At 65.3% G+C, this 23,954-nt stretch carries 21 protein-coding genes; 11 read left to right on the top strand and 10 right to left on the bottom strand.

Annotated features, from left to right (window positions below):
• Positions 1–114: 114 nt before the first annotated feature.
• The 3 genes from QNA11_RS04465 to QNA11_RS04455 form a co-directional block, all read right to left on the bottom strand.
• Positions 115–2,904, bottom strand: coding sequence for a DUF4159 domain-containing protein (locus QNA11_RS04465; RefSeq protein WP_283482104.1), 2,790 nt, complete (start codon positions 2,902–2,904; stop codon positions 115–117).
• Positions 2,904–3,824 (bottom strand): DUF58 domain-containing protein, encoded by a 921-nt coding sequence (locus QNA11_RS04460; RefSeq protein WP_283482103.1) that lies wholly within the window; start codon positions 3,822–3,824, stop codon positions 2,904–2,906. The genes QNA11_RS04465 and QNA11_RS04460 overlap by 1 nt, the downstream gene beginning before the upstream one ends.
• Before the next feature lie 124 nt (positions 3,825–3,948).
• A complete protein-coding gene (locus tag QNA11_RS04455) occupies positions 3,949–4,947 on the bottom strand; it encodes an AAA family ATPase (RefSeq protein ID WP_202071819.1) in 999 nt (332 codons plus the stop codon).
• A gap of 278 nt (positions 4,948–5,225) precedes the next feature.
• Between QNA11_RS04455 and QNA11_RS04450 the strand changes: the two genes are divergently transcribed.
• The 3 genes from QNA11_RS04450 to QNA11_RS04440 all read left to right on the top strand — a co-directional run bounded on the left by QNA11_RS04450 (position 5,226) and on the right by QNA11_RS04440 (position 7,245).
• Positions 5,226–5,570: a hypothetical protein gene (locus QNA11_RS04450; RefSeq protein WP_283482102.1), complete on the top strand. Its 345-nt coding sequence runs from the start codon at positions 5,226–5,228 to the stop codon at positions 5,568–5,570.
• Between the two features lie 170 nt (positions 5,571–5,740).
• Positions 5,741–5,998 (top strand): DUF6111 family protein, encoded by a 258-nt coding sequence (locus tag QNA11_RS04445; protein WP_202071821.1) that lies wholly within the window; start codon positions 5,741–5,743, stop codon positions 5,996–5,998.
• A complete protein-coding gene (locus QNA11_RS04440; RefSeq protein ID WP_283482101.1) occupies positions 5,995–7,245 on the top strand; it encodes a CCA tRNA nucleotidyltransferase in 1,251 nt (416 codons plus the stop codon). Before QNA11_RS04445 ends, QNA11_RS04440 begins: the two co-directional genes overlap by 4 nt.
• Before the next feature lie 204 nt (positions 7,246–7,449).
• Here the strand turns inward: QNA11_RS04440 and QNA11_RS04435 are convergent, their stop codons facing one another.
• The 5 genes from QNA11_RS04435 to recJ form a co-directional block, all read right to left on the bottom strand.
• Positions 7,450–8,526 (bottom strand): DNA polymerase III subunit delta', encoded by a 1,077-nt coding sequence (locus QNA11_RS04435; RefSeq protein WP_283482100.1) that lies wholly within the window; start codon positions 8,524–8,526, stop codon positions 7,450–7,452.
• The gene (gene tmk / locus QNA11_RS04430; RefSeq protein WP_202071824.1) at positions 8,523–9,194 is read right to left on the bottom strand and encodes a dTMP kinase; all 672 of its coding nucleotides are present in this window, start codon (positions 9,192–9,194) and stop codon (positions 8,523–8,525) included. The genes QNA11_RS04435 and tmk overlap by 4 nt, the downstream gene beginning before the upstream one ends.
• Complete coding sequence (locus QNA11_RS04425) at positions 9,191–10,366, bottom strand: D-alanyl-D-alanine carboxypeptidase family protein (RefSeq protein WP_283484158.1); 1,176 nt, start codon at positions 10,364–10,366, stop codon at positions 9,191–9,193. The genes tmk and QNA11_RS04425 overlap by 4 nt, the downstream gene beginning before the upstream one ends.
• A 114-nt stretch (positions 10,367–10,480) precedes the next feature.
• On the bottom strand, positions 10,481–11,554 hold the full coding sequence (locus QNA11_RS04420) for a septal ring lytic transglycosylase RlpA family protein (RefSeq protein WP_283482099.1): 1,074 nt from the start codon (positions 11,552–11,554) through the stop codon (positions 10,481–10,483).
• Between the two features lie 294 nt (positions 11,555–11,848).
• Complete coding sequence (recJ, locus tag QNA11_RS04415) at positions 11,849–13,642, bottom strand: single-stranded-DNA-specific exonuclease RecJ (RefSeq protein WP_283482098.1); 1,794 nt, start codon at positions 13,640–13,642, stop codon at positions 11,849–11,851.
• A 365-nt stretch (positions 13,643–14,007) separates the two neighbouring features.
• Between recJ and QNA11_RS04410 the strand changes: the two genes are divergently transcribed.
• From QNA11_RS04410 to QNA11_RS04395, 4 genes are all read left to right on the top strand, one after another.
• Positions 14,008–15,486: a methyl-accepting chemotaxis protein gene (locus QNA11_RS04410; protein ID WP_283482097.1), complete on the top strand. Its 1,479-nt coding sequence runs from the start codon at positions 14,008–14,010 to the stop codon at positions 15,484–15,486.
• 107 nt (positions 15,487–15,593) lie between these two features.
• On the top strand, positions 15,594–16,475 hold the full coding sequence (locus tag QNA11_RS04405; protein ID WP_283482096.1) for an aldose 1-epimerase family protein: 882 nt from the start codon (positions 15,594–15,596) through the stop codon (positions 16,473–16,475).
• A 36-nt stretch (positions 16,476–16,511) separates the two neighbouring features.
• The gene (locus QNA11_RS04400; RefSeq protein ID WP_283482095.1) at positions 16,512–17,543 is read left to right on the top strand and encodes a cysteine synthase A; all 1,032 of its coding nucleotides are present in this window, start codon (positions 16,512–16,514) and stop codon (positions 17,541–17,543) included.
• Between the two features lie 97 nt (positions 17,544–17,640).
• On the top strand, positions 17,641–18,255 hold the full coding sequence (locus QNA11_RS04395; RefSeq protein ID WP_283482094.1) for a LysE family translocator: 615 nt from the start codon (positions 17,641–17,643) through the stop codon (positions 18,253–18,255).
• Positions 18,256–18,472: 217 nt separating this feature from the next.
• Here the strand turns inward: QNA11_RS04395 and QNA11_RS04390 are convergent, their stop codons facing one another.
• Positions 18,473–20,800 carry a TonB-dependent receptor gene (locus tag QNA11_RS04390; RefSeq protein WP_283482093.1) on the bottom strand — a complete coding sequence of 776 codons (2,328 nt, stop codon included), beginning with the start codon at positions 20,798–20,800 and terminating at the stop codon, positions 18,473–18,475.
• A 432-nt stretch (positions 20,801–21,232) separates the two neighbouring features.
• Entirely contained in the window at positions 21,233–21,850 is a 618-nt protein-coding gene (mobA, locus tag QNA11_RS04385) for a molybdenum cofactor guanylyltransferase MobA (RefSeq protein WP_283482092.1), read from the bottom strand.
• Positions 21,851–21,918: 68 nt separating this feature from the next.
• Here mobA and QNA11_RS04380 point away from each other — a divergent pair, with 68 nt between their 5' ends.
• From QNA11_RS04380 to QNA11_RS04365, 4 genes are read left to right on the top strand one after another with little or no spacing between them, the layout of a single operon-like run.
• Positions 21,919–22,122 (top strand): YgaP family membrane protein, encoded by a 204-nt coding sequence (locus tag QNA11_RS04380; protein WP_283482091.1) that lies wholly within the window; start codon positions 21,919–21,921, stop codon positions 22,120–22,122.
• Positions 22,123–22,126: 4 nt separating this feature from the next.
• Entirely contained in the window at positions 22,127–22,663 is a 537-nt protein-coding gene (locus QNA11_RS04375; protein WP_281927770.1) for an RNA polymerase sigma factor, read from the top strand.
• 16 nt (positions 22,664–22,679) lie between these two features.
• Positions 22,680–23,057, top strand: coding sequence for a thioredoxin family protein (locus tag QNA11_RS04370; protein WP_370568492.1), 378 nt, complete (start codon positions 22,680–22,682; stop codon positions 23,055–23,057).
• 1 nt (position 23,058) lies between these two features.
• On the top strand, positions 23,059–23,784 hold the full coding sequence (locus QNA11_RS04365; RefSeq protein WP_202071835.1) for a cytochrome c biogenesis CcdA family protein: 726 nt from the start codon (positions 23,059–23,061) through the stop codon (positions 23,782–23,784).
• The last annotated feature ends 170 nt before the right edge of the window (positions 23,785–23,954 follow it).

Here is a 23,954-nt window from a genome sequence, read left to right as displayed (position 1 = left end):
CTTTGCGGGAGAGGGAGCAGATTGTCGCTTTCATCGAAGAAGCGTGAATGCTGGTTGTGAGCGTCCCCTCTCCCGCGAAGCGGGGGAGGGACAGGGAGGGGGCTAGAGCGTGCGTCACTGGCCTATTCTCTCCAGCAAATCCCTCACATGCACCTGGTCGGATTTATAATTTCCCGTCAGCGTATACATCACGAGATTGACTCCGCCCCGCAGCGCCAGCTCCCTTTGCCGCGCGCCGCCGGGCGTCAGCGGGAAGAGTGGCTGGCCGCGCTTGTCCTGCGCCCAAGCGCTCGCGAGATCGTTCGAGGTGATGACGATCGCCGAGACGCTGTCGGTGGCGCGAACCGGCCGCGCGGCGCCCTCTTTCGGATCGGGCGGCAACGCCTCGACCCATGTCTCGCCGCTGGCGTAGCGGCCGACGAAGCCGTCGAGGAGATAGAAGGTCTTGGTGATGACGTGATCGCTCGGAACCACTTCCAGCTCGGGGATATCGAGCCCCTTGGTGAAGTCCCGCAGCCATTGCGTCTCGGGCGTCGGCGCCTCGCCGGGACGCTGAGCGAGCGCGTCGCGCGTGTCGAAGACGACGGTGCCGCCCTGCCGCATATAGTTGGCGACCCTTGCGGTGGTCTTCGCCGCGGGCTGCGGCGCGCTCGCCACCACCGGCCAATAAAGCATGGGATAGAAGGCAAGTTCGTCCTTCGCCGGGTCGACGCCAATTGGATCGCCGGGCGAAAAGGAGGTGCGCGTGGCGAGCGTCCTCGAGAGGGCTTCGAGGCCGGAACGCGACACCTCGTCGATCTTCGTATCGCCCGAGACGACATAGGCGAGCCGCGTCGTCAGCGCCGCCTCCTTGTCGCGCTGCGAGACGACCGTCTTCGCGCCGTTCTCGGCGCGCGCGTCCCGTGTGTGCAGGGGGGCCAGAAGAATGACGATAGCGCCGGCCGCCGCCGTCAGCGGCCTCACGCGCAACTTGCCGGAGAGAACCAGAACGATCACGGCGTCGGCAATGAAGGCGAGCAGCGCAGCGGCGAGCAGCGGACCCCGAAAATCGATGGGCGCGCTGGAGGCAAGGACGCTTGTTGCGAGACCCGCCGCCGCGAAGTCGAAGCGAGAGATGTCGTCCTCCACCCGCAGCGTCTGCAGCGCCACGGAAGCGTCGCCGGCCCCGTAAAGGCCCGGCGGATGCTCTGCGCTCGCAGCCCCTGTGAAATCGGCCGTAATGGCCTGAGCATTCGGCCCCGGCGCGCCGAGCGTCCCGAAACCGTCGAGCGCCTTCATCGGCGCAAGTAGTCGCTGGTCGCTGACGGTCGCCGTCGTCTCGTCGCCGGGCAAGGGCGCGGACTCGCCGGACATGGCGCAGATGCGCTTGAGCATGTCCACGAAGAGCCCGGAAATCGGCAGGTTCGACCAGCTCGTATCGGCGTTGACATGGAAGAGCACGATCAGCCCCTTGCCGCGCCGTTCGGCGGTGACAAGCGGCGTGCCGTCGGAGAGCCGCGCCCAGCTCTTTTGCGCAAGGCCGGGATCGGGCTCCGCCAGCACCTGACGTTGGATGCTCACATCCTTCGAAGCCGGCAGGCCGAAGAAGGGGCTGGCCGCATCGAAGTCGGCTAGCGCCTTGGGCGTCTCCCAGGACAGCGCGCCCCCGAGAACGCGGCCATTGCGGCGCAGGCGCACGGGCAGCAGATCGTCGGCGGCGTTGGCGAGGCGCGGGCCGGCGAAGCGGATGAGCGTGCCGCCCTCCTCGACGAAGCGGCTCAAGGCCTCGTAGGTTTCGCCGGGCGCGAGACCGACGTCGGCGAGCGCCAGGACATTGGGTCGCTCGGCGAGCAGCGCCTGGATGGGGTCGGTTACGCCGGGCCGGGCTTCGCGGGTCTGTGCGAAAGGCGCGAGCGCCTTTTCGAGGTAATAGAGCGGCGAGAGCAAGGGCTGCGCCTCGTCGAGCCCGGCGCCGCCGGCAACCGCGACGCGGCGCACTTTCGAACGCGCGTCGAGCAGCGCAACGGCGCCGGCAGAATTTTCGCCCTCGATACGCAATAGGCTCACGTCGTTGCGCAGCTCGACCGGCAAATCGAGCGTCGCCTTCGCCCGCAGCGACCCGCCGAAATCGACGCCGGCGCGGCCGATGATCTGGCCTCGCGAGTCATAGGCCACGACCGTCGCGGCGGCGGGCCCGGAGGCGTCGGCGCGCAAGGCGTCGACGCCGAGCGTCGCGGCGTCATTCGTCGGCGCGGCGAGCGCCAGCGGCGCATGATCGTCGGTGAGAACCTCGACTCGGGCGCCCGCGTCGGAGGCGGCCTTCAGCGCTTTGGCGAAAGCGCCCGCCTCGCCTTGGGCAAGACCGTCGCTGATCCAGACGATCCGCGCCTTAGGATTTGCCTTGGCGAAAGCCGCCAGCGCGTCGGCCGCAGCGGCGCGGTTGGAAAAATAGGGCTTCGGCCGCTCGGAACGCAGCTTCTCCAATGCGCGCCCCGCCTCGGACAGGCTCGGCGCGGCGGTCTCGGAAAGCCTCATCACCGCGACCGGCGCGCCGCCGCGCGCGGCGCTCTCGATGATGGCCGCTCCGGCCGCAACGCGCTTCTCCCAGGAAGGGGCTGCAGCCCAGCTGTCGTCGAGCGCCACGAGGGTCGGCGTGGAGATGGCCGCGACGGTCCCGGACGGGCTCCAGACCGGCCCCGCCATGGCGAGGATCAGCGCCGCCGCGAGTCCGAGGCGCATGAGCAGAAGCCAAAGGGGCGTCTTCGACGGCGTCTCTTCATCGCGTCGCAGCTCGCGCAGAATTTTGGTTGGCGGAAAGACGATCTCGCGTGGGCGCGGCGGCGTGACGCGCAACAGCCAATAGATCAGCGGCAGGCTCGCGAGGCCGATCAGCGCCAGCGGCGCGGCGAAGGAGAAGCCGCCCATTATAGCGTCTCCTCCACGCCATGCAGACCCATGGCGAGCGCGAGCGCCGCCTCGGCGGCAGGCCGGTCGGTGTGATGCTGCAGAAAGAGAAAGCCGCTGGCGCGCGCCGCTTCGCGCACCGCCTCACGATGCGCGTCGAAACGCTTGGCGTAGGCCGCCCGCAGGCTGCGCGCGTCGCCCGCATGAAAGGCCGGGCCGCCGTCCGTGTCGAGGAACATGGTCTCGCCCGTGAAAGGAAAGCTCTCTTCGCTGGGGTCGGTGATCATCAGCAACGCGCCCGAGGCGCCGGCGCCCGCGAAGCCCCGCAGCCGCGCGGAAAGCGCGTCGAGGTCGCACAGAAAATCCGAGATGAGCACGACGCGCGCCCGCGGGCGCAAGGCGGCCTCGGGCGGGAGCTCGTCGCGGGAAATATCTGCGGCGCCGTCGTAGAGCGCGCGCAACAGGCGGTCGATCACGTCACGGGCGGAGATAGGCGCCGTGAGCCCCAAAGCGGCGACGCGCTCTCCACCCTTCACCAGCACATCCGCCAGCGCCAGGCCGAGCGTGACGCCGCGTGAAAGCTTATCGTCCTGGGCGAGCGAAGACACGAAAGCCATGGAGGGCGAGCAGTCCATCCAGAGGAAATAGTCGTGCGCCGCCTCCCACTCGCGCTCGCGCACATAGAGCTGGTCGCCGCGCGCCGAGCGGCGCCAGTCGATGCGATGCGCCGCCTCGCCATTGGTGAAGGGGCGATATTGCCAGAAGGTCTCGCCCTGCCCGGCGCGCTTGCGGCCGTGGACGCCATAGGCGACGCTCGCGGCAATCTCATGGGCGCGATTGACGAGGCGCGGCAGGCGCGCGGCGAGGTCGGCCGCGACGGCGCCGTCGATCTGCGTGCGGGCGGCGGGGTCGTAGGCGCGGGTCTCAATGGGGCGCAGCATTATGCCCCCGATCCGATGCGCCCGTCATTGCGAGCGAAGCGAAGCACTCCAGAGCGGCGATGGCGGCCCTGGATTGCTTCGTCGCGCCGCTCCTCGCAATGACGGCAGGACTGCAGAGAGGCCATCAGCCGATCCGCGACACGAGCTTATCGATCAGCTCCGCGACAGTCGTCTCGCGCCGCGCGGCGAAATTCAGCGCCATGCGGTGACGCAGCACCGGCGCCGCCAGGGCCGCGACGTCGTCGAGCGACGGCGCCAAGCGTCCCGTCGCGAGCGCGCGGGCGCGGGTTGCGAGCATCAGCGCCTGCGCGGCGCGCGGGCCCGGCCCCCAGGCGACATGCGGCGCGATCTCCGGATGACCCTCGCCCGGGCGCGCGGCGCGCACGAGATCGAGGATGGCGTCCACCACCTTGTCGCCGACGGGCAGACGCCGCACGAGGCGCTGCGTCGCCATCAGCTCCTCGGCGTCGAGCGCCTGAACAGCCTCGGCGGATTTGTCGCCAGTCGTCTCCAGCAGCACGCGGCGCTCGCTGGCGCGGTCCGGGTAATGCACGTCGATCTGCAGCAGGAAGCGGTCGAGCTGGGCTTCGGGCAGCGGATAGGTGCCTTCCTGCTCCAGCGGGTTTTGCGTGGCGAGCACATGGAAAGGCCGCGGCAGGTCATAGCGCTTGCCGGCGACGCTGACATGATGCTCCTGCATCGCCTGCAGCAGCGCCGATTGCGTGCGGGGCGAGGCGCGGTTGATCTCGTCCGCCATGAGAAGCTGCGCGAAGATCGGGCCCTTGATGAAGCGGAAGGAACGGGTGCGGTCGGCGCCCTCCTCCAGCACTTCGGAGCCGATGATGTCGGCGGGCAGAAGGTCCGGCGTGAACTGCACGCGCTGCTCGGCGAGGCCCAGCACCTTGCCGAGCGTCTCGACGAGCTTCGTCTTGGCGAGGCCCGGCACGCCGACGAGCAGGCCGTGGCCGCCGGCAAGAATGGTGACGAGCGCCTGCTCCACCACCTCGTCCTGTCCGAAAATGACGGCGCCGATGGCGGCGCGGGCGCGCCCGATATGATCCAGCGCCCGCTCAGCCGATTCGGCGACGGCGGTTTCGAGCGGCGCAACATTGATTGAGTTCATGGGCGCGAGGGGGTCCATCTGCCACGTTTGCCAAGAAGATAGGGATCGGCGCCCGCGAATGCATCAGTCCAGGGCGCAACAATCTTCGCGGGAGGCGTCCCTCTTCCGCGATTTTGGACGCTAGACAGTCTCGCCGTCAAACGCGCGCGAATTGTGGCGAAGCAGGCCGCCGCAGAAATAGCCGCGCTCGAGCGGCGCCGCCGCCGCCTTCACGCGCCTGCCGGGGTGCGCTAAAAGAGGAAAGCGACGGCAGCCAGCCAAGCGGCGCGGAGTGAGCATTGGCCGACGAACCCGAAAACCTGGTTTTGCAACTCCTGCGCGAGATGCGCGGCGAGATGGGGGATATGCGCTCGGAGATGCACGGTATCCGCGATGGCCTTCGCACGGAAATTCGTAGCGTCCGTGATGATCTCCATTCCGAGATCAACTCTCTGCGCGCGGACGTGGCGTCAGATTTTCTGACCATTGAAAAGCGGCTTAGCGACCAGATCGTGGGCCTCCGCCGCGCCGTTGTGGACTATCACTCTTCCGTCGTCGGCCACGGCGTCATCATCAGCGAACTCGAAGCGCGAATGCGGCGCGTGGAGCAGCACCTCGATCTGCCGCCGCTAGATAAGCACTGAACAGTAAGACCCACCTAAGCCCGCTATATCGTCATTGCGAGGAGCGTAGCGACGAAGCAATCCAGGAGCCACAGCCGCCGCGCTGGATTGCTTCGCTTCGCTCGCAATGACGGAAAGCGCGACCAAAATGCTAAGACACATCCGCAGTTTTCGATAAAGGCCCCTCGCCCATGTGGCGCATCGCGCTTCAGACCGCCCTGCTCTTTTTGACGCCCTTTGTGGCTTATGTGGGCTTTCATCTCCTGCAAAGGCGCTGGCCCTTCGTCGCCGAGCTTTGGCACGGGCGCGTCCTGTCGCTGCTGACGATCGCGGGGCTCATAACGGCCATCGCCGGGATGCTGACCCTGGGCCTCACCGGGCGTCAACAGGGCGCCTATGTCCCGGCCCATGTCGAAAACGGCAGGCTCGTCCCGGGCCAGTTCCAATGAAAGGGGTCGCGCGACTTCTCGACGATCCGCGCCTCGCGACGCTCTTCGCCGCGCTCGCCAAAACCGGGGCCGAGACGCGCGTCGTCGGCGGCGCCGTGCGCGACGCGCTCTTCGGCCTCCACCCCCATGAGGTCGACCTCGCCACGACGGCTTTGCCCGAAGCGGTGCTCAAAGCGGCGCGAGACGCCGGATTGAAAGGCGTGCCGACCGGCATAGAGCATGGCACGGTGACGATCATCGTCGCCGGAACGCCTTTCGAGGTGACGACGCTGCGCGAGGACGTCGAGACCGACGGCCGTTACGCCATCGTGCGCTTCGGCGGCGATTTCGAACAGGATGCGCGCCGCCGCGACTTCACGGTGAACGCGCTGTCGCTCACGCCCGACGGCAAGCTTCACGATTATACGGGGGGGCTCGCGGACATCGCCGCCAAGCGCATCCGCTTCATCGGCGACGCGGCGACGCGCATCCGCGAGGATTATCTGCGCGTTTTGCGTTTCTTCCGCTTCAACGCCTCGCATGGCGAAGGCGGCTTCGACCGGGCTGGCCTGCACGAGTCGATTATCGCCCGCGAAAATCTCGCGCGACTCTCGCGCGAGCGCATCCGCGCGGAGATCATCAAGCTTCTCCCGGCGCGGCGCGCGCCCGAGGTCATGGGCGCCATGTCCCATGCCGGGATCATCGAGGTGCTGCTCGGCATGGGCTATCCGGCGCGGCTCGCCCGGCTCGCCGCCTTCGAGGCGGCGCGCGGCAAGAAGCCCGACGCGGTGCTGCGCCTCGCCGCCTTTTCCGTGCTGACGGTGGAAGACGCCGACCGCCTGCGCGCGCGGCTGCGGCTCTCGAATGACGAACACGTCCGGCTGGTAGCCGCCGCCCGGACGCTTTCGGCCTTGCACGGGATCGACCGGCCGCCGCCGGTCTCGCATCTGCGCGAGATGCTCTTTCTGGCCGGCGGCCGGGCGGCGGGGGATGCGCTGGCGCTGGCTTTCACCGAGAGCCGCGCCGAGCCCGACGATGGAGATTGGCTAGAGGCGGCGAAATATCTCGACGAGACTCCCGCCCCCGTCTTTCCCATCGCGGGCGCCGACCTCATCGCCCGCGGCGTCGCCCCGGGGCGCGAGCTCGGCGCGACGTTGAAGGCTCTCCAGGCGGAGTGGATAAGGGCGGGATTTCCGCGCGATCCGGCCGTTGTGTTACGCCTGCTGGAGGAAGCCGGGGAGCCAAGCTCGACGCGAGGGCGAGAATGAGGGGGCTCAAGCCACGCCCGGACCGCGAGCCTTCAGGCTCGCTTGAATTTGCGCGCCTGAAGGCGCGCGGTCCTGAGCTCGCGCCGCACCGCCCTTAAGGCTCGGACTTCTCCCCCCACAAATGAACAGGCGGCAAGAGTTCTGCACCTGGCCGAAAAAATCTACCGTGCTCGCCCCGAGAGAAATCATATCCACGCCTAGCCGTCACCTCACCCCCTCCGCCGCCGCGAGCCGCTCGAAAATCCCCAGCACCATCGCCCGCTTGTCGAAGTTGAACACCTCAGTCTCGCGGGCGAGGTCCCTTATCTCGTCCCAGGCGCGGGCGTAGCCGATCAGCCGCGCGGCCGGCGCGCCGCTTTGAGAGAGCGCCCGCACGCGGGAATCGAGGTGGCGCTCCAAGGCGCGCATGAAAGTCTCGTAGGCGGCTTCATTGTCGCGGCCGGTGAGCTTGTCGGCGAGAAAATGCACGCCCAGCCAATCCACCTGCGGCAGGCGTTGCAGCAATCGCGCGACGCTCGTGTCGAAAACCATGGCGTCGCCGCCCAGAAGCCGTAGCGTCTCGCGCACCGACCCTTCCGCTCGGGCGGCGGCGGCCGCGATGTCGGCCTTGGGCGCATCGCTCCAGGGCGCGCCCAGCGCCTCCACCGCCGCGATAGTTTCTTCCTGCGTCAGCGCGGAGAGCATCAGTTTGCGGCAGCGCGAGCGGATCGTCGGCAGAATGCGGCCGGGCTGATGGGCCACCAACAAGAACAGCGAACGCTCCGGCGGCTCCTCGATGAGCTTCAGAAGCGCGTTGGCGGCGCTGCGGTTCAGATCATCGGCGCAGTCGATGATGGCGACGCGCCAGCCGCCCGTGCCCGAGCCCTGATGGAAGGACCGCGTGATGTCGCGGACGTCGTCGACGCGGATCTCGGTGAAATGCTTCTTGGTCTTTTCGTTCCACTCGCGGCGCAGCAGGAAGATGTCGGCGAGCGCCATGGTCGCCACGCGCCGCGCGGCCGGGTGATCGGCCGGCACGTCGAGGCTACGCGCGCCCTGCGCCTCAGCGGCCGCCGGGTCCGGATGGGCGAGCAGGAAGCGCGCAAAGCGCCAGGCGAGCGTCGCCTTTCCGACGCCCTCCGGGCCGCCGATGATCCAGGCTTGCGCGAGACGGTTGCTCCGATAGGCGTCGAGCAGCTCCTGCTCGGCGCGCGCATGGCCGAAGAGCGCCAGCGTCTCGCGCGGCTGCGGCGCGTCGTCGAAACGATCGCTTTCGGGCGGGCCCGCCGGCTCCTTGCTCATTGAGCGGCGTGGGCCTGCGCTTCGAGGAAGCGGGCGTCGACGAGCTGGCGTATGGCGCGCGCCACCTCATCGGCCGGCAAAGCGGCGTTGACGACGCAGCAGCGCTCGGGCTCGTCGGCGGCGATGTCCAGGAAAGCGCGGCGCAATCCCTCGTGAAACCCGTCGTCCTCCGCCTCGAAGCGGTCGACGCGCAGGCCCGCGGCCTCGCGCCTGATCGCCGCACGGGCGAGGCCTTCCTCCGGCGCCAGATCGAGAATGACGGTAAGGTCGGGTTTCAGCTCTCCCACCGCCGCCTTTTCCAACAAAGACAAAACCTGCCGCTCCACGCCGCCGCGCGCGCCCTGATAGGCGCGGGTCGAATCGGCGAAACGATCGCACAGCACCCAGGCTCCACGCGACAGCGCGGGCGCAATCAGCCTGTCGACATGGTCGATGCGCGCGGCGGCGAACAGCGCGGCCTCGGCCAGCGTCCCCAAGGGCGCGGCGCGTCCCGAGAGCAATATTTGTCGCAGGGTCTCGGCCTTGGGCGTGCCGCCGGGTTCGCGCGTGGTCACGGTTTCGATCCCGCAGCCGCGCAAATGCTCGGCGAGGCGCGTGAGCTGCGTCGATTTGCCGACGCCCTCCCCGCCTTCGAATGTAATGAACCGGCCTTTTTCGGCGCCCGTCATTTCCTGGCCGACAGCTTCTCGTGAATCTTGCCAGCAGCATACTCGTAAACCGCGTCGAATGCGCGGCCGGGCAGCGACCCTTGGTCGATCGCCTCCGCCGCCTCGAGCGGCTGCTCCAGAATCACGGTCGAGCCGCGCTTGATTTCCAGCTTGCCGATCCTTTGCCCGGCTTCGACAGGCGCGATCACCGGCCCCTCATAGACGATCTTGCCCGAAAGCTTTTCGCTGGAGCTGCGCGGCAGCAACACTTTCACGTCGGTCTTCGACACCAGCTCGATCGACCCCTTCGTGCCGCCATAGACCTGAGCCGAACCGACCGCCTCGCCGGCCTTGAACAGGTCTTTTGCCTCGAAGTTGCGAAAGCCCCATTGGAGAAGCTTGCGCGCTTCCTCGGCGCGCTCCTTGGCGGTTTTGGCGCCATAGACGGCGACGATGAGGCGGCGGCCGTCCTCGACGGCCGATCCAACCAGGCCGAAGTCGTTCTTCTCGATATTGCCCGTCTTCAGCCCGTCGGCGCCGATGCTCATCGTCAGCAGCGGATTGCGGTTCTGTTGGCGGATATTGTTCCAGGTGAACTCCTTCTCGCCGAAATATTTGTAGAAATCGGGGTAGGTCTTGATGACGTAGAGGGCGAGCTTGGCCATCTCGCGGGCGGTGACTTTCTGATCGTCGCTCGCCTTGCCCCAGGGATTGCCGAAACGGGATTTCACGAGGCCCAGCTCCGCCGCGCGCTTGTTCATGCGCATGACGAAAGCTTCCTCATTGCCCGCGACGCCTTCCGCCAGCACGAGCGCGGCGTCATTGCCCGAGTCGACGACGAGCCCACGGAGCAGATTCTCGACGCTCGCGCGGCTATTGACCTTCAAAAACATGGCCGAACCGCCGGCCGGCGCGCCGCCGTTGCGCCAGGCGTATTCGGAAACCTGCATTTCGTCGCCGAGCCTCAGGCGCCCTTCGGTCAGCTCGTGGAAAATCATCTCGGCGGTGAGGATTTTGACCGTCGAGGCGGGCGTCACATAGTCGTCAGCGCCCTTCTCGAACAGGACGGTGTTGGTGTCCGCGTCTATGAGGATCGCTTGCGGGGCGCTGGTTTGAAAAGGCTGCGCCCAGGCGGCCGAAACGGCGCCGGCCAATAGAAAAAAGATCGCGATCAGCAGTCTGAATGGGCGTATGAGCAACGCTCCCTCCGCTCATAAAAAATGTCGCAGCGGCTGCGCGACGCAAGGCGGAGAATGATCCTTCGATCTCTAAAAAGCAACGCGAGCAGCGTACTTAGCCATCGCGGCTCAGTTCAGGGCCTGGCGCATCGGCGGCACGGGAGCTAAGGCATGATCGCGGCTGAAGGAGGCCGGCCGCACGGGCGGCAGGGGCGCGGCCTGGAAGGCTTTCATCCTGTCCTCCGAGGGAGCCGCTGTTTTGACCCCATGAATGGAGGATACCGAACCGCCGTCCGTCAGATTCGGCGCGCCTTGGGCGTCGCTCGCAGATTGTTCGTATCGTGACGCCGTCTGTGTCTCGGGCAACGGCTCCGGACGGGCGTCCGGGGCATAAGCCATCATCTCCGCACTTTCCCCGGTCGCAGGAGAGACAGGGGCGTCATTGACGACCGGGCGGACTGGCTCCGGCTCGCGTTGAACGAGCGCCGCTGAACGAACCGGCTCCTGCTTCGAGGCGACCATGATCGGAGCGCCGCCATCGAGGGTGGCCGGCTGCCTGTCGTCGCGCAGCGTGGCGAGGAGCCGCGCGTCGTCGTCGCCGGCGAGATCGGCCTTGCCGACCCATTCCACCTTCACCCGCGCCGTGCCGACCGAGCGGAAATCGAGCGCCTCGGCGACGCGTTGCGAAACATCCATGACGCGGCCGCCGTGATAGGGACCGCGATCGTTCACGCGCACCACGATCGAGCGCATGTTCTTGAGATTGGTGACGCGGGCGTAGCTCGGCAGCGGCATGGTCGGATGGGCGGCCGAGATCGATTCGCGGTCGAAGACCTCGCCATTGGCCGTGCGGCGGCCGTGAAAGTCCGAGCCATACCAGGAGGCCGTGCCGACGGCGGCCAAGGGCCTTTCGCTCGGATAATAAGTCTGGCCGGCGATCTTATAGGGTTTGCCGACCATATAATTGCCGCCGCCTTTCGGAACCTCCTCGCCATCTGCAACGACTCGCGGGCTCGGCCGCACCCCATAGCGGGGATCGACGCCGCTCGAACCGACGCCGCCGGCGTAGCGCGGCGAGCTGGTGGAGGAGCAGCCAGCCAGGGCCGCGAATGAGAGCAGGAGAAGCGATCTGCGCAGGGAGCCGACTGTCGGCTGGAACTTCATCAACAAACGCCCATGCTCCCGAAACGCGGCAGATCGCATTGGAATGGTCCTTCCCGGGAGCGACGGCGGCAGCCGCGTCTCCCGACTGATCGCCCCTTCGACAGCGCCCGCAGGCGTTTCTCGAAACGGCGCGCATGACGTTGATTCGCCATACGTTGCGATCGTCGGGAGTTTCTCCCTTAAATTTGAACTTGCCGTTAACGACAAGATTGAGCGGCGGCGAGTTGGGGGCGGGATCGGGGCGAAAATGGGGCCATGCACACTTGCAGGCCCCTCCCTGTCTGTTTTGAGACAGCCTGTGGCGGCGAAGCCACACCTCGGCCGGACTCCCACTTATGCTCTGGCGACGTCGATTATTCGGGTTTCGACCCGTTCCACGCCCCGGAACTGATTGGGCGACAGCCGGCCGGCGACATGGAAAAGCTCCCCCCGCCCCCGCAGCACCGCGTCGCCCAGCGGCGAGCCGACGACCCGGAATGCGATGGCGTCGACCGCGACGCCGTCTCCCGAGCGCAGTCTGGCGCGAACATGGTTCTCCCCGACGATCGCGGCGTCGACCAGCCGCTGTTCGGCGAGGGCGAAAACAGGTTCTGGATTGCCCTGCCCGAATGGGCCGGCCCGCTCCACCCTGCGCAAGAGATCGAGGCTGACGCCCCGCCCCGCGATGACGCCGTCGATGACGAGAGCGTCGGCGCCGCGCGCCGAGTCAACGGCGTCGGCGAGAGCGTCGTTTAAAAAGGCGCGGAAATCGTCTAGTTTGTCTTTGAGAAGCGTGACCCCGGCCGCCATGGCGTGGCCGCCGCCTTTGACGGCGAGACCGAGATCGACGGCGCGGCGAACCGTCTTGCCGATGTCGACGCCATTTAAGCTTCTACCTGAGCCTGATCCCGTTTCGCCATTAAGAGCAAATGCGAATGAGGGGATGTTGAAGCGTTCTTTCAAGCGCGCGGCGACCAGGCCGACGACGCCCGGATGCCAGTCCGATCCCTCGACGACGAGACAGCTCAGTCGATTCGACTTATGGAATTGCAGCTCGGCCTGGGCGATGGCCTCCTCCAACGCCTGCTTTTCTATGCCCTGCCGCTCGGCGTTCAAGCGGTCCAGCTCGCGCGCAATATGCGCCGCCTCGATCGTGTCGGAGAGAGTCAAAAGCCGCGCGCCGAGCCCGGCGTCGCCGATGCGGCCGCCGGCGTTGATCCTCGGACCGAGCGCGAAGCCGAGGTGATAGGCGCGCGGCGGACCATCCATTCGAGCGGCGTCCATCAGCGCCGCGAGACCCGGGCGGGCGCGGTTGCGCATGACCTGAAGGCCCTTGGCGACAAAAGCCCTGTTCAAGCCCGAAAGCGGCGCGACGTCCGCCACGGTCGCCAGCGCGACGAGATCGAGCGCCGCGAGAAGATCGGGCGCGGGGCGCGCCGCGCCCCACCAGCCGCGCCCGCGCAGGAGCCGGGAGAGGCCGGCCAGGGCGAGAAACACCACGCCCGCCGCGCACAGCCCCCCTTGGCCGGAGAGATCGTCCTGACGGTTCGGGTTCACGACGATGGCTTGCGGCAAGTCCGGCGGCGCCTGATGGTGGTCGAGGACGATCACGTCGAGGCCAAGCGCGCGAGCGACCTGGAAGGGCTCATGCGAGACCGTGCCGCAATCGACGGTGACGAGCAGCGTCGCGCCACGTTCGGCGAGCGCGCGGATGGCCTCGGCGTTCGGCCCATAGCCCTCGAAGATGCGATCGGGGATGTGGAGGAAAGGCTCCGGCGCCCCGGCGGCCCGCCAATAGTCGATGAGCAAGGCCGAGGAACAGGCGCCGTCGACGTCGTAATCGCCAAAAATGGCGATCTGCTCGCCGGTCTCGATGGCGCGGGCCATGCGCTCGACGGCGGCGTCCATCTCGGTCAGCGTGGAGGGGTCCGGCATCAAATCCCGCAAGCTCGGGTCGAGATAGCGGGCCGCCTCCGACACGCCGACGCCGCGGCCGGCGAGAATGCGCGCGAGGAGGTTGTCGAGGCCCTCGGCCTGCGCCAGGGCCAACGCCATCGCCTCGCCCGCGGGATCGAGCCGCGCCCGCCACGGCCGGCCGAGAATCGAGCGCTCGACGCCGAGGAAGGCGGGCGCAAGTGTTTGGGACATATTGCCGTCTTGTTGAAATGAGTTCGACGCTTGCCTGTGCAAAGGCCAAGGCCAGTCTAACCTCATGGCGGCGCTTTTGCAGCTTTTGGCCAAAAAGCCAAGCTTTTGTTACGCTTTTGCCAGATGGCGCTTAGGGTTTTCTCAATCTTCCTGCTTCAAATTGTCGCAATTGCGAGTTGGAGCTCCGCCGCATTTTTACGCGGCGATGACCGACCTCCAAAGGCATGACGCCGCCTCGCAATAGCCCTGAATGACATCCGGGCCGAAAAAGCCCCGCGCGCCGATCGTCTCACAACGTCGTCGCGCTTCCCTGCGCTTGTTTGCGGCCGTTCCGCCGACGCAAACGTCCCTTTGCGAGCCAAAAAATGAAATCGTCGATCACTCGTACGATATTGTGGGCCGGATCAATTGTCGCTTCCGTGATTTCGGTTGCGACAGCCGTCGGCTTCTATCTCTTGCTGAAATTCGGCGCCGAAAGCGCGGCTGTCAGCAGCTACTGGTTGCTGGGCGCCGGCCTTTCACTGGTTGCGGTGAATATCGGCGCCGTCGCCGCGCTCTGCCTTTTTGCCGGCAAGCGGCTCGCCGAGCCCGTGGCCCGCCTTACCGCCTATATGGCGGCGATGGAAAAGGGCGAGACGGCGGAAGAGCCGCCCTATGCGGAGCGGCAGGACGAGATCGGCCAAATGAGCGCGTCGGTCGCCTATTTCAAATCCGTGGTCGACGGGATGCGGACCGCGGAAGCCGAAGCGCAGACCCAAAAGGCCAAAGCCGCCGAGCAGGCCAAGGACCGTGAGAACGGCGCGAAGTGGTATATCGAAAACCGGGACTTCTTCTTCAAAGAATATGCTGCCGGAATGACGAAGCTCTCCGAGGGCGACCTCCGGTACAGATTGGAGAAGGAGTTTATCAAGGACTATGAGGAGCTTCGACGCACATTCAACCTCGCCGTCGAGCGTCTCAACGCCACGATGGTCGGCGTGATCGAGACCGCCGACACGATGGACGCCAGCGCCCAGGAAATCCTGAGCGCGATCAACGACCTCTCCCGCCGCAACGAAACCCAGGCGGCGACGCTCGCTGAGACGGCCGCCAGCGTCGACCAGTTCACCCAGGCGGTCAGGGAAACGGCCGACGGCGCCGGCAATGCGCGCGAAGTGGTCCAGAGCGCCCGCGCCGTCGCCGAAAATGGCGAGAAGATCGTTCGCCAAGTCATCACCGCGATGGACGACATCAGTCACTCGTCTGAAAAGATCAGCCAGATCATCGGCATCATCGACGAAATCGCCTTCCAGACGAATCTCCTGGCGTTGAACGCCGGCGTCGAGGCCGCCCGCGCCGGCGAGGCCGGACGTGGTTTCGCCGTCGTCGCGACCGAAGTGCGCAGCCTGGCTCAGCGCGCGACGCAGGCCGCCAAGCAGATCAAAGAGCTGATCATGGAGTCCAACGCCAAGGTCTCGACCGGCAATACTTTGGCCAACAACTCCGGCGAATCCCTGCGCCAGATCGTCGATCAGGTGAAAAAAATCCTCGTCATCGTCGATGAAATCGCGGTCGGCGCCGAGGGGCAGTCGAATGTGCTGCGCGAGATCAACACCGCCGTGCACGACATCGACCGCGTGACCCAGCAGAACGCCGCCATGGCCGAGGAGGTCAATGCGACGAGCCAGAATCTGGCGCGTTTCAGCGGCAATCTGAAATCGCTGACCTCCCAGTTCAAAATCAACGGCGCGCGTGCGCCTCAGGCGCCCGCCAAGCCGCAAGTCCGCGCCGTCGCGAGCGCGCCGCGCAGCAACGGCAATCTGGCGCTGAAGGCTACGGCCGAGGAGGAGTGGGTAGAGTTCTAGTCGATCCGCGGCGCGCGAACCCGTCGCGCGCCTCGATTGTTCTTTGAGAAAAGCGCGCGCCGCCCGGCCCCGCCGTGGCGGCGCAAATCGTGTAAAGGTCCAAGACCATGAGCGACGCGATTCTTCTCGAAGCCGACGGCGATACGGCCGAAATCCTGCCCTTCGGGGCCGAGCTCTCCGCCTGGCGGGCGGAAGGGGTCGACATGATCTGGGCCAAAGACCCCAAAATCTGGGACCAGACCGCGCCCATCCTCTTTCCGGTCGTCGGCTGGACGCGAGACGGCAAAGTCACCGTCGAGGGCAAGACCTATCCGCTCGCCCTGCACGGCTTCGCCTGGAAGAAGCGCTTCGAGATCGCCGAGCGGCGCGCCGATTATCTGCGGCTCGTGCTGCTCGACGACGCCGAAACCCATGCGCTCTACCCCTTCGCCTTTCGCTTCGAGGTGGAGTTTCAACTGCGCAAGGGCGGGCTCGACAATCATCTGATCGTCACCAATACCGACGCCAAGCCCCTGCCCTATGCCTGCGGCCTGCATCCGGCCTTCCGCTGGCCGCTCGCCGGATCGACGGCCGAGCACGCCATCGTGTTCGAGAAGGATGAAGACCCGAATGTGCCGATCATCGGACCCGGCGGGCTCTTCTCGAAGCCGGTGCGGCGCACGCCGCTGGAAGGCAATCGCCTGCCGCTCGAGCCGCAGATGTTCGCCCGCGACGCGCTGTGTTTCCTGAATTTGAAGAGCCGCAGCCTCGCCTTCGACAATGGCGCGGGCGCGCGGCTGAAGGTGCGGCTCGACGACTGCCCCCATATCGGCTTCTGGACGTTGCCGCCGGCCCCTTACCTCTGCATCGAGCCCTGGACGGGATATGGCGATCCGGAGGATTTCCACGGCGATCTCTACCAAAAGCCGTCGATGCGCATCCTCCAGCCGGGCGAGACGGCGCGCCACGGCGCCAGTTTTGCCTTTGAGCGAAGCGCCGCTTCCGGTTAGGAACAGGCGTCACTCGTTCGACAGGAATCAGATTTCATGACTATCGCCCCCAGCGTCATCGAGGCCATCGGCCGCACGCCGCTCATCGAATTGCGCGCCGCCTCGAAAGCCACGGGTTGTCGCATCCTCGGCAAAGCGGAGTTCATGAACCCCGGCGGCTCGGTGAAAGACCGCGCCGCCCTCTCCATCGTGCAGGACGCCATCGCCAAGGGGGCGCTCAAACCCGGCGGCGTCATCGTCGAAGGCACGGCCGGCAATACGGGCATCGGCCTCGCTTTGGTGGCGAACGCGATGGGCTTCCGCACGGTCATCGTGATCCCGGAAACCCAGAGCCAGGAAAAGAAGGACATGCTGCGCCTGCAGGGCGCGCAGCTCGTCGAAGTGCCGGCCGTCCCCTACGCCAATCCCAATAATTACGTGAAGCTGTCCGGCCGCCTCGCCGAGCGGCTCGCTAAGGAAGACCCGGCCGGCGCGGTCTGGGCCAATCAGTTCGACAATGTCGCCAACCGCGAGGCCCATATCGCGACGACGGGCCCCGAGATTTACGAAGAGCTTGGCGGCAAGGTCGACGGCTTCGTCTGCGCCTGCGGCACGGGCGGCACGCTCGCCGGCATCGGCCTGGCGTTGAAGGCGCGCGATCCCAAGATCAAGATCGGCCTCGCCGATCCCTTCGGCGCGGCGCTCTATTCCTATTACACGACGGGCGTGCTGAAGGCCGAGGGCTCCTCCATCACGGAGGGCATCGGCCAGGGTCGCATCACCGCCAATCTCGAAGGCGCGCCGATCGATGTCGCCTATCAGATCCCGGACAGCGAGGCGCTCGACATCGTGTTTGCGCTGGCGGAGGAAGAAGGTCTGCTGCTCGGCGGCTCCTCGGGGATCAATGTCGCCGGCGCGATCCGCCTCGCCCGCGATCTCGGGCCGGGCCACACCATCGTGACCATCCTCGCCGACGGCGGCGCGCGCTACGCGTCGAAGCTCTTCAACGTCGACTTCTTGCGCGGGCTGAACCTGCCGACGCCGAAGTGGCTGGAGAAGCAGGTCGCGATCGACCCGGGGTATGTGTAACGGTTCGGGGTCATTCCCGACGCTGTTGCCTGACCGATTTCAAATTGAGACACTACTGAAACCTCCTTAGTTTTTGTCCTATGCAAGCGCATCTCCTATGTCCCTCTCTTCTCTCTTCCTTTTCGCCAGCGTCTATTTGGCCGCCGTCGCAACACCGGGACCTGGTATCGCGGCGCTGGTGGCGCGAGTGCTCGCGCACGGCTTGAAGGGCGTCGCGCCATTCATCGCCGGCTATGTCGTCGGCGATCTCGTCTGGATGGGCTTCGCGGCAACGGGGCTTTCGGTGATCGCGAATAAATTCGGAGCGCTGTTCATCGTGTTGAAATATGCGGGCGCCGCTTATCTTGTCTATGTCGCCTGGGGGTTGGCGCGAACGCCGGCTTCCACCGACATCGGCAACGCGCCCGTCGATGTCGACACCGGCTGGCGCGCGTTTTTCGGGTCTCTCTCGCTCACGCTCGGCAACCCGAAGGTTATTGTTTTTTTCCTGACGATCCTGCCGCTTGTTCTTGATATTGGTTCGCTCCCGCTAATGAGTTTTCTCGAAGTGGTCGTGACGGGAGCCTTCGTTCTGAGCGGAACACTTTGTGCGTACGCACTTGCCGCTGATCGCGCTCGTGGCTGGATGAGATCGTCTGGAGCAATGATGTATGTCCGACGTACCATGGCCGGTGTGATGGCGGGTGTGGCTGTGACGGTTGTCACACGCTAGATCGTGCGAATTTTTTGTCCTCAATCTTCGCGCCAGCGAAGCGATCGGGAATCCAGAGCCAAACCAGCGCTTTTGTGGCTCTGGATTCCCGGTCGGGCTTTTAGCCCGCCGGGAATGACAACGCCCCAATGCGAGCTGTTCAACCGGAAACGGATAAGGGAAACAAAAAGGGCGCCCTCGATGCGAGGGCGCCAAGTTGGGGTGTTTCAAAGGAAGATCAATACAAGGATATACGCAGCGTTCCTCCTATCGTTCGCGGGAAGCGGTAAAAGTTGAGAGTCGCCGGCGCCGTCGCGGTGCCGGGATCAATCGCCGTACCATTGTTCACCAGGGGCAATTGGTTGGTCAGGTTCTTGACCCAGAAATTGAGATTGTAGCGCTCGTCATCCGTGTGAAGGCCAAAGCCGAGATTGGTGATGGCGTAGGCCGGCTGCCAATATCGGTAGAAGGCGTAGGGGTCGGTGACGAGCGTCTTGTCCTGCCAGGCGACATTCGCATAGACGAAGCCGGTCACCGGCTGGTTCCACCATTCGCCGAAGCCTTCCAGCAGCCGCCCGAGCTTCCTCTCATAGTTGAAGCCCGCATTGAACGAATAGACCGGCACGGCGTTGAAGCGCGAGTTGCTTCGGCTGACTTGCGTGGGCGGTCGTATAAAGCCCGGCGGCGGATTATTGGGAACATTCCATATCCAGGAGGCGTCGATCGGCGCCTCATTGAAGTCGATCCAGCGCGCTTCGGTGATCGCGCCCGAAAAGTTGAACCAAAACCCTTCGAACGCGTTCCAGCGTCCGTCGAATTCGAGGCCGCGCAGGCGCGCGTGAGGGGCGACGCCGAGATAAGTCTGCCGTGTCGGCACGCCATTGGCGTCCACGACGGACGTGTCGACGAAATTCGTCTGGAAGTTATAGATGTCGTTCCAATAGAGATTGGCGTTGACGACGAGGCCGCCGTCGAACCAGACCGACTTTGCGCCGAGCTCGTAATCCCAGGACGTCTCGGGCTTGGTGATCACCGGCTGAAATTTCTGGAAGACCCCACCGACGAAGATGCCCTGCGCGCCGGTGTTGACGGCGCCGGCTTTCTCGCCTCGGCCGACAATCCCGTAGAGCATGATATTTTCGTTGTACTGATATTGCGGGTTGAAGATTCCCGTCAGCGCGTTGAGCGTGGCCTTCTGCCCGCCGGTATCGTAGAAGCGCTGCCCGCCCGCGGCGACGATCGCCGCCTGCTGGTCGAGGACCGAGCCATTCCCCGGCACAGCGGTGATCCAACTGAAGTTCGAGCCCGATCTCACCTCCCAGCTATCGCGAAGCCCGAAGGTCAGGGCGAGTTGTTCGTTGACGTGATAGGTGGCGTTTCCGTAAGCGGCGAACTGCAGATCGCGCGCCTTGCCGTCGCGATTGCTGGCCATCCCGCGCAGCAGGTAAGGCGTCGGCGTGACGACGCCATTGCTGACGGTCCCGTACCATCTGGCGGCGTCCCCGCCATAGATCGTATTGGCCCGGTTCCAGACATAGTCATAAAAGGCGAATAAGCCTGCTTGCCACTCGAGCGGCTCGTCGCGCGGCGAGGTGAGGCGGAATTCCTGCGAGAACTGGTCGACATAAGTGTCGGAGGCGCCTTTGCTGATCTCCGTCAGATTGTTGCCCATATCGTTGCGCGGCAGGAGGCGGAAATTTCCGTAGGCGCTTATCGAGGTGAAGACGTTTTCGCCGATGTTGTAGTTCAGCTCGTTCGACACCATGTGGAGGCGCTGGTCGAGCGTGCCATTGTCTGTGTTGAAAGGCTTGCGCGGGTCGATGGTGAGCAAAGGCAATCCGAGACGCAGCCGCAGATTTTGCGAATAGGTCCGTGTGGGCCGCGTGCCGTTCCAGAACACTTGAAACGTGTCCGCATATGGCCCGTCATTGTTGTTGTTGTATTCATGTGATTGGGAAATATTGAAGATGAACCTGTTGGTGAAATTATCGCCGACATAGAGCAACTGCCCCCGCGCGCCCCAACGGTTGTTGTTCAACAGCGAGGCGCCGGAAACCTGATCGCGGAACCACCCGTCGCCATGGTCGTAATAGGCCGCGATGCGGTAAGCGAACTTCTCGTCGATGATCGGCCCCGTGACGTTCACCCGCTGCATCACGTGAGAGTAGCTGCCGAACTGGGTTTCGAGCGTGGCCTTGCGTTCGAACGACGGCAATTGGGTGCGGACGACGAAGCTGCCAACAGTCGTGTTCTTGCCGCCGGCGGTGCCCTGGGGGCCGAGCGCCACTTCCGCCGATTCGATGTCGATGTAATCCGCCCATTGAAATCCAACGTGTCTGAAGAACACATTGTCGAGCATGAAACCCGTGTCGAACTCGGACCCATCCCCTGTGCCGGCTCCAGCGCTCACGCCACGAATAGCCGGGCGCGCCGTTCTGGGATTGCCCGAGCCTGGCCTATAATTCGGGATCTTCTGGGCGAAGTCCTCCAGCCTGTACAGTTGCTCCCGTTGTGCGGTCTTGGGATCGACGACGACAATTGGCCGCGCAATCTTTTCGACCTGCATTTTCCGTTTCGACAATTCGCCCGGCTTGTCCTTTCCACTGCCGCTGACCACGACGTCCGTAACTTGGGCGTCCTGACCGAGAGCTATTCCGGCCGCTCCGGCGACAACAGAGCCCAAAATGGTGCTTGAAAGCAGTCTGCATAAAAAACGCCACTTCGCCATTATATTGCGCCCCTCCATCATCGTACTTTCCTAGTATGAAAGTATGATTCAAGGAGGAATTCAAGCGCCTCGCTCCCGCGTTGGAAAAGTGCTCATCGTCGTTGCAGAAACGCAACATATGCAGAAAGATGATTGTGTCTATTTACAATACGCAAGGCGCGACAAGCTCATGTCTGAAAGCCGCGCGTCCGCGAAAGCCCGCGTTAACTCCAGCACATTAATAGGCTATTTGCTAAAGAGAAACAGCGCGCGGCGTCGCTGAAAAAGGAGTTAGGGGCGGCCTTGCGCGATTGCCCGAGCCATCTCCACCTCTTCAGGGCGATTGACGTTGAAAAACGGGTCGTAGGGTTTGTCCGGCCAAGCCACGTTCGCATTCGGGTAGCGCGCGATGAAGGCGGAAACCTTCCGCACGCCCTCCTCCGCCAGCGCCCGCCGCAGCTCCTCGCGCAACGCCACCGGCCAAAGCGCCACGGCGTGATGGACGCGGTCGCCCGACTCCGCCACGGCGATCTGCGCGCCAGCCGTCTCCCGCGCCGCGCGGAGCCGCGCAACGAGATCATCAGGCAGGAAAGGCGTATCCGCCGGGGCGCTAACGATATCCATCGCCTCGGGCCATTGTTCGGCGGCGTAATCCATTCCCGCCAGCACCCCCGCCAGCGGCCCGGCGAAACCCTCTACCGTATCGGCGACGACCGGCAGCCCGAAAGCGCCGAACCGCGCCGGATCGCCATTGGCGTTGATCACGAGCCCGTCGCATTGCGGGGCGAGGCGCGCGATTGCATGGGCGATGATCGGCTGTCCGCCAATCTCCAGCAGCGGCTTGTCGCCGCCGCCCATCCGCCGCGACAGGCCGCCGGCGAGCAAAACGCCGAAAATTTTTTCCCTCATGCGCATCCTTTCGGCCGCCCAGCCCCTCTTTGTCAGTGAGGGCCTTCCTCGCGAACACGGAGACCAACATGTTTTATGTCAAAAACCTGCCGAATTGGGAGCGTGCAATGCGCGTCGTCATGGGCCTCGTCCTCATTGCGATCGCTATCGTCTATCTTGGAAAGACGGCGATCGGTTTTGGCGCCGGGGCGATGGGCGTCATGGCCGCGATGAGCGGGATGATGGGTTTTTGCCCGGCCTGCGCGCTCGCCGGCCGCCGATTGAAGCAGTGAGCGAATGGCCGTAGAGCGCAGCCAATTGATCCAGGGCGTGAAGCGCGGCGACGCGCTCGCGCTCGACCAGCTTCTCGTCGACTGCCGCGCAGACGTCCGCCGCTATGCGCTTCGACATTGCGCGACGAGCGAGATCGACGACGCCGTGCAGGAGACCCTGCTCGTCGTCGCCCGGCACGTCACGTCCTTGCGGGCCGCGGCGTCTTTCGCGAGCTGGCTGTTTACCGTGGTGCGGCGCGAGTGCCAGCGCCTCTCGCGCAAGATGCTCGCCCACGAGAATATAGAAGACGAGAAGTTCGAGGCCTGGTTCGCCAGCGCCCCGACCGCCGAGCTGAGGGCCGAGCTTGCTTGCGCTTTGGAATCCTTGCCGGCGCATTATCTCGAGATCGTGCTGCTGCGCGATTTCGAGGAACTTACTATATCTGAGATTGTAGATCGATTAAATATACCTCTGGCGACGGCCAAGAGCAGGCTGCGCCGCGCCCGCGCCCTCGTACGGGATTATCTCATTGGCTCCGACGAGAATGAATTCACCCGCTAACGCACAAGGAATGACCATGTTACGCAACATTATCTTCGCTTTTCTGGCGCTCGCCGCTCTCGTCCAACCCGCCAGCGCCGAACAGGCCTATACGACGAGCGCCTTTTCAGCGGCGCAACAGGCCGGCAAAGGCATTATCGTCCATATTTACGCGCCCTGGTGCCCGACCTGCCGCGCCCAGGAGCCCATCCTGCACAAGCTCGAAGCCGACCCCAAATTTTCCGGCGTAGAGTCCTTCCGCGTCGATTTCGACGGGCAGAAAGACGCGGTGCGCGCCTTCAAGGCCACGAGCCAAAGCACCATCATCGTCTTCAAGGGCGCTCAGGAGGTCGGCCGCTCGGTCGGCGAGACGAGCCCCAAGGCGATCGGCGAGTTGCTCGACAAGGCCCTGTGACATGAGCGCCGGCGCCCTCGGTCTCGCCTTCCTTGCTGGCCTGCTGTCGGCGCTGTCGCCTTGCGTGCTGCCGCTGCTGCCGCTGGTGCTCGGCGCGGCGGCGGCCGAGCATAAATGGGCGCCGGCGCTTCTCGCCCTCGGCGTCGCCCTCTCCTTTGCGGCGATCGGCCTCTTCGTCGCCACCATCGGCTTCTCCATCGGCCTCGATGGCGACGCCTTCCGGGCCGGCGCCGCGGCGCTGATGATGGCGTTCGGCCTCGTCCTGCTCTTTCCGGCGCTTCAGGCGCGGGTGGCGGCGGCTGGCGGTCCGTTCAGCGACCGGCTCAATGCGGCCTTTGGCGGCGCTGGCGCGTCGGGAGGGCTATTCGGTCAATTTGGCGTGGGGCTCCTGCTCGGGGCCATTTGGAGCCCTTGCGTTGGTCCGACGCTCGGCGCCGCCTCCGTGCTCGCCTCGCGCGGTGAGGATTTGGGCGCTGTCGCAGCAACCATGGGCGTTTTCGGGCTCGGCGCGGCGGCGCCGCTTCTGGTCCTGGGCTTCCTGTCCAGAAAGGCCTTCGCGCGCTGGCGCGATCCGCTGCTCGCCGCTGGCAAAAGATTGAAACAGGCCATGGGCCTGCTCTTCCTGGCTTTGGGCCTGCTCATCCTCAGCGGGGCGGACAAGACGCTCGAAGCCGCGCTCGTCTCGGCGTCGCCGGAATGGTTGACCGGGCTGACCACCCGCTTCTGAGTGAGAGAGATCCGCTTAATTGGCTCGGCGCCATCCCCGACGCTCGCGCAGTTGGGACACCGCCGTCATTGCGAGGAGGCGAAGCCGACGAAGCAATCCAGGGGCCGCATCGCCGCCCTGGATTGCTTCGCTTCGCTCGCAATGACGGGCGCTGGGCAGAACTAGCGCTC

The sequence above is a fragment of the Methylocystis sp. JR02 genome, from assembly GCF_030063565.1.
Taxonomy (GTDB): domain Bacteria; phylum Pseudomonadota; class Alphaproteobacteria; order Rhizobiales; family Beijerinckiaceae; genus Methylocystis; species Methylocystis iwaonis.
This window is presented reverse-complemented; position numbering and strand designations above follow the sequence as displayed.

Excerpts from the sequence above, each read along its gene's own strand:
- QNA11_RS04465 (WP_283482104.1), bottom strand. The coding sequence starts at position 2,904 with ATGGGCGGCTTCTCCTTCGCCGCGCCGCTGGCGCTGATCGGCCTCGCG.
- QNA11_RS04460 (WP_283482103.1), bottom strand. The coding sequence starts at position 3,824 with ATGCTGCGCCCCATTGAGACCCGCGCCTACGACCCCGCCGCCCGCACG.
- QNA11_RS04455 (WP_202071819.1), bottom strand. The coding sequence starts at position 4,947 with ATGAACTCAATCAATGTTGCGCCGCTCGAAACCGCCGTCGCCGAATCG.
- QNA11_RS04445 (WP_202071821.1), top strand. The coding sequence starts at position 5,741 with ATGTGGCGCATCGCGCTTCAGACCGCCCTGCTCTTTTTGACGCCCTTT.
- QNA11_RS04440 (WP_283482101.1), top strand. The coding sequence starts at position 5,995 with ATGAAAGGGGTCGCGCGACTTCTCGACGATCCGCGCCTCGCGACGCTC.
- QNA11_RS04435 (WP_283482100.1), bottom strand. The coding sequence starts at position 8,526 with ATGAGCAAGGAGCCGGCGGGCCCGCCCGAAAGCGATCGTTTCGACGAC.
- tmk (WP_202071824.1), bottom strand. The coding sequence starts at position 9,194 with ATGACGGGCGCCGAAAAAGGCCGGTTCATTACATTCGAAGGCGGGGAG.
- QNA11_RS04420 (WP_283482099.1), bottom strand. The coding sequence starts at position 11,554 with ATGCGATCTGCCGCGTTTCGGGAGCATGGGCGTTTGTTGATGAAGTTC.
- recJ (WP_283482098.1), bottom strand. The coding sequence starts at position 13,642 with ATGTCCCAAACACTTGCGCCCGCCTTCCTCGGCGTCGAGCGCTCGATT.
- QNA11_RS04410 (WP_283482097.1), top strand. The coding sequence starts at position 14,008 with ATGAAATCGTCGATCACTCGTACGATATTGTGGGCCGGATCAATTGTC.
- QNA11_RS04405 (WP_283482096.1), top strand. The coding sequence starts at position 15,594 with ATGAGCGACGCGATTCTTCTCGAAGCCGACGGCGATACGGCCGAAATC.
- QNA11_RS04400 (WP_283482095.1), top strand. The coding sequence starts at position 16,512 with ATGACTATCGCCCCCAGCGTCATCGAGGCCATCGGCCGCACGCCGCTC.
- QNA11_RS04395 (WP_283482094.1), top strand. The coding sequence starts at position 17,641 with ATGTCCCTCTCTTCTCTCTTCCTTTTCGCCAGCGTCTATTTGGCCGCC.
- QNA11_RS04390 (WP_283482093.1), bottom strand. The coding sequence starts at position 20,800 with ATGCAGGTCGAAAAGATTGCGCGGCCAATTGTCGTCGTCGATCCCAAG.
- mobA (WP_283482092.1), bottom strand. The coding sequence starts at position 21,850 with ATGAGGGAAAAAATTTTCGGCGTTTTGCTCGCCGGCGGCCTGTCGCGG.
- QNA11_RS04380 (WP_283482091.1), top strand. The coding sequence starts at position 21,919 with ATGTTTTATGTCAAAAACCTGCCGAATTGGGAGCGTGCAATGCGCGTC.
- QNA11_RS04375 (WP_281927770.1), top strand. The coding sequence starts at position 22,127 with ATGGCCGTAGAGCGCAGCCAATTGATCCAGGGCGTGAAGCGCGGCGAC.
- QNA11_RS04370 (WP_370568492.1), top strand. The coding sequence starts at position 22,680 with ATGTTACGCAACATTATCTTCGCTTTTCTGGCGCTCGCCGCTCTCGTC.
- QNA11_RS04365 (WP_202071835.1), top strand. The coding sequence starts at position 23,059 with ATGAGCGCCGGCGCCCTCGGTCTCGCCTTCCTTGCTGGCCTGCTGTCG.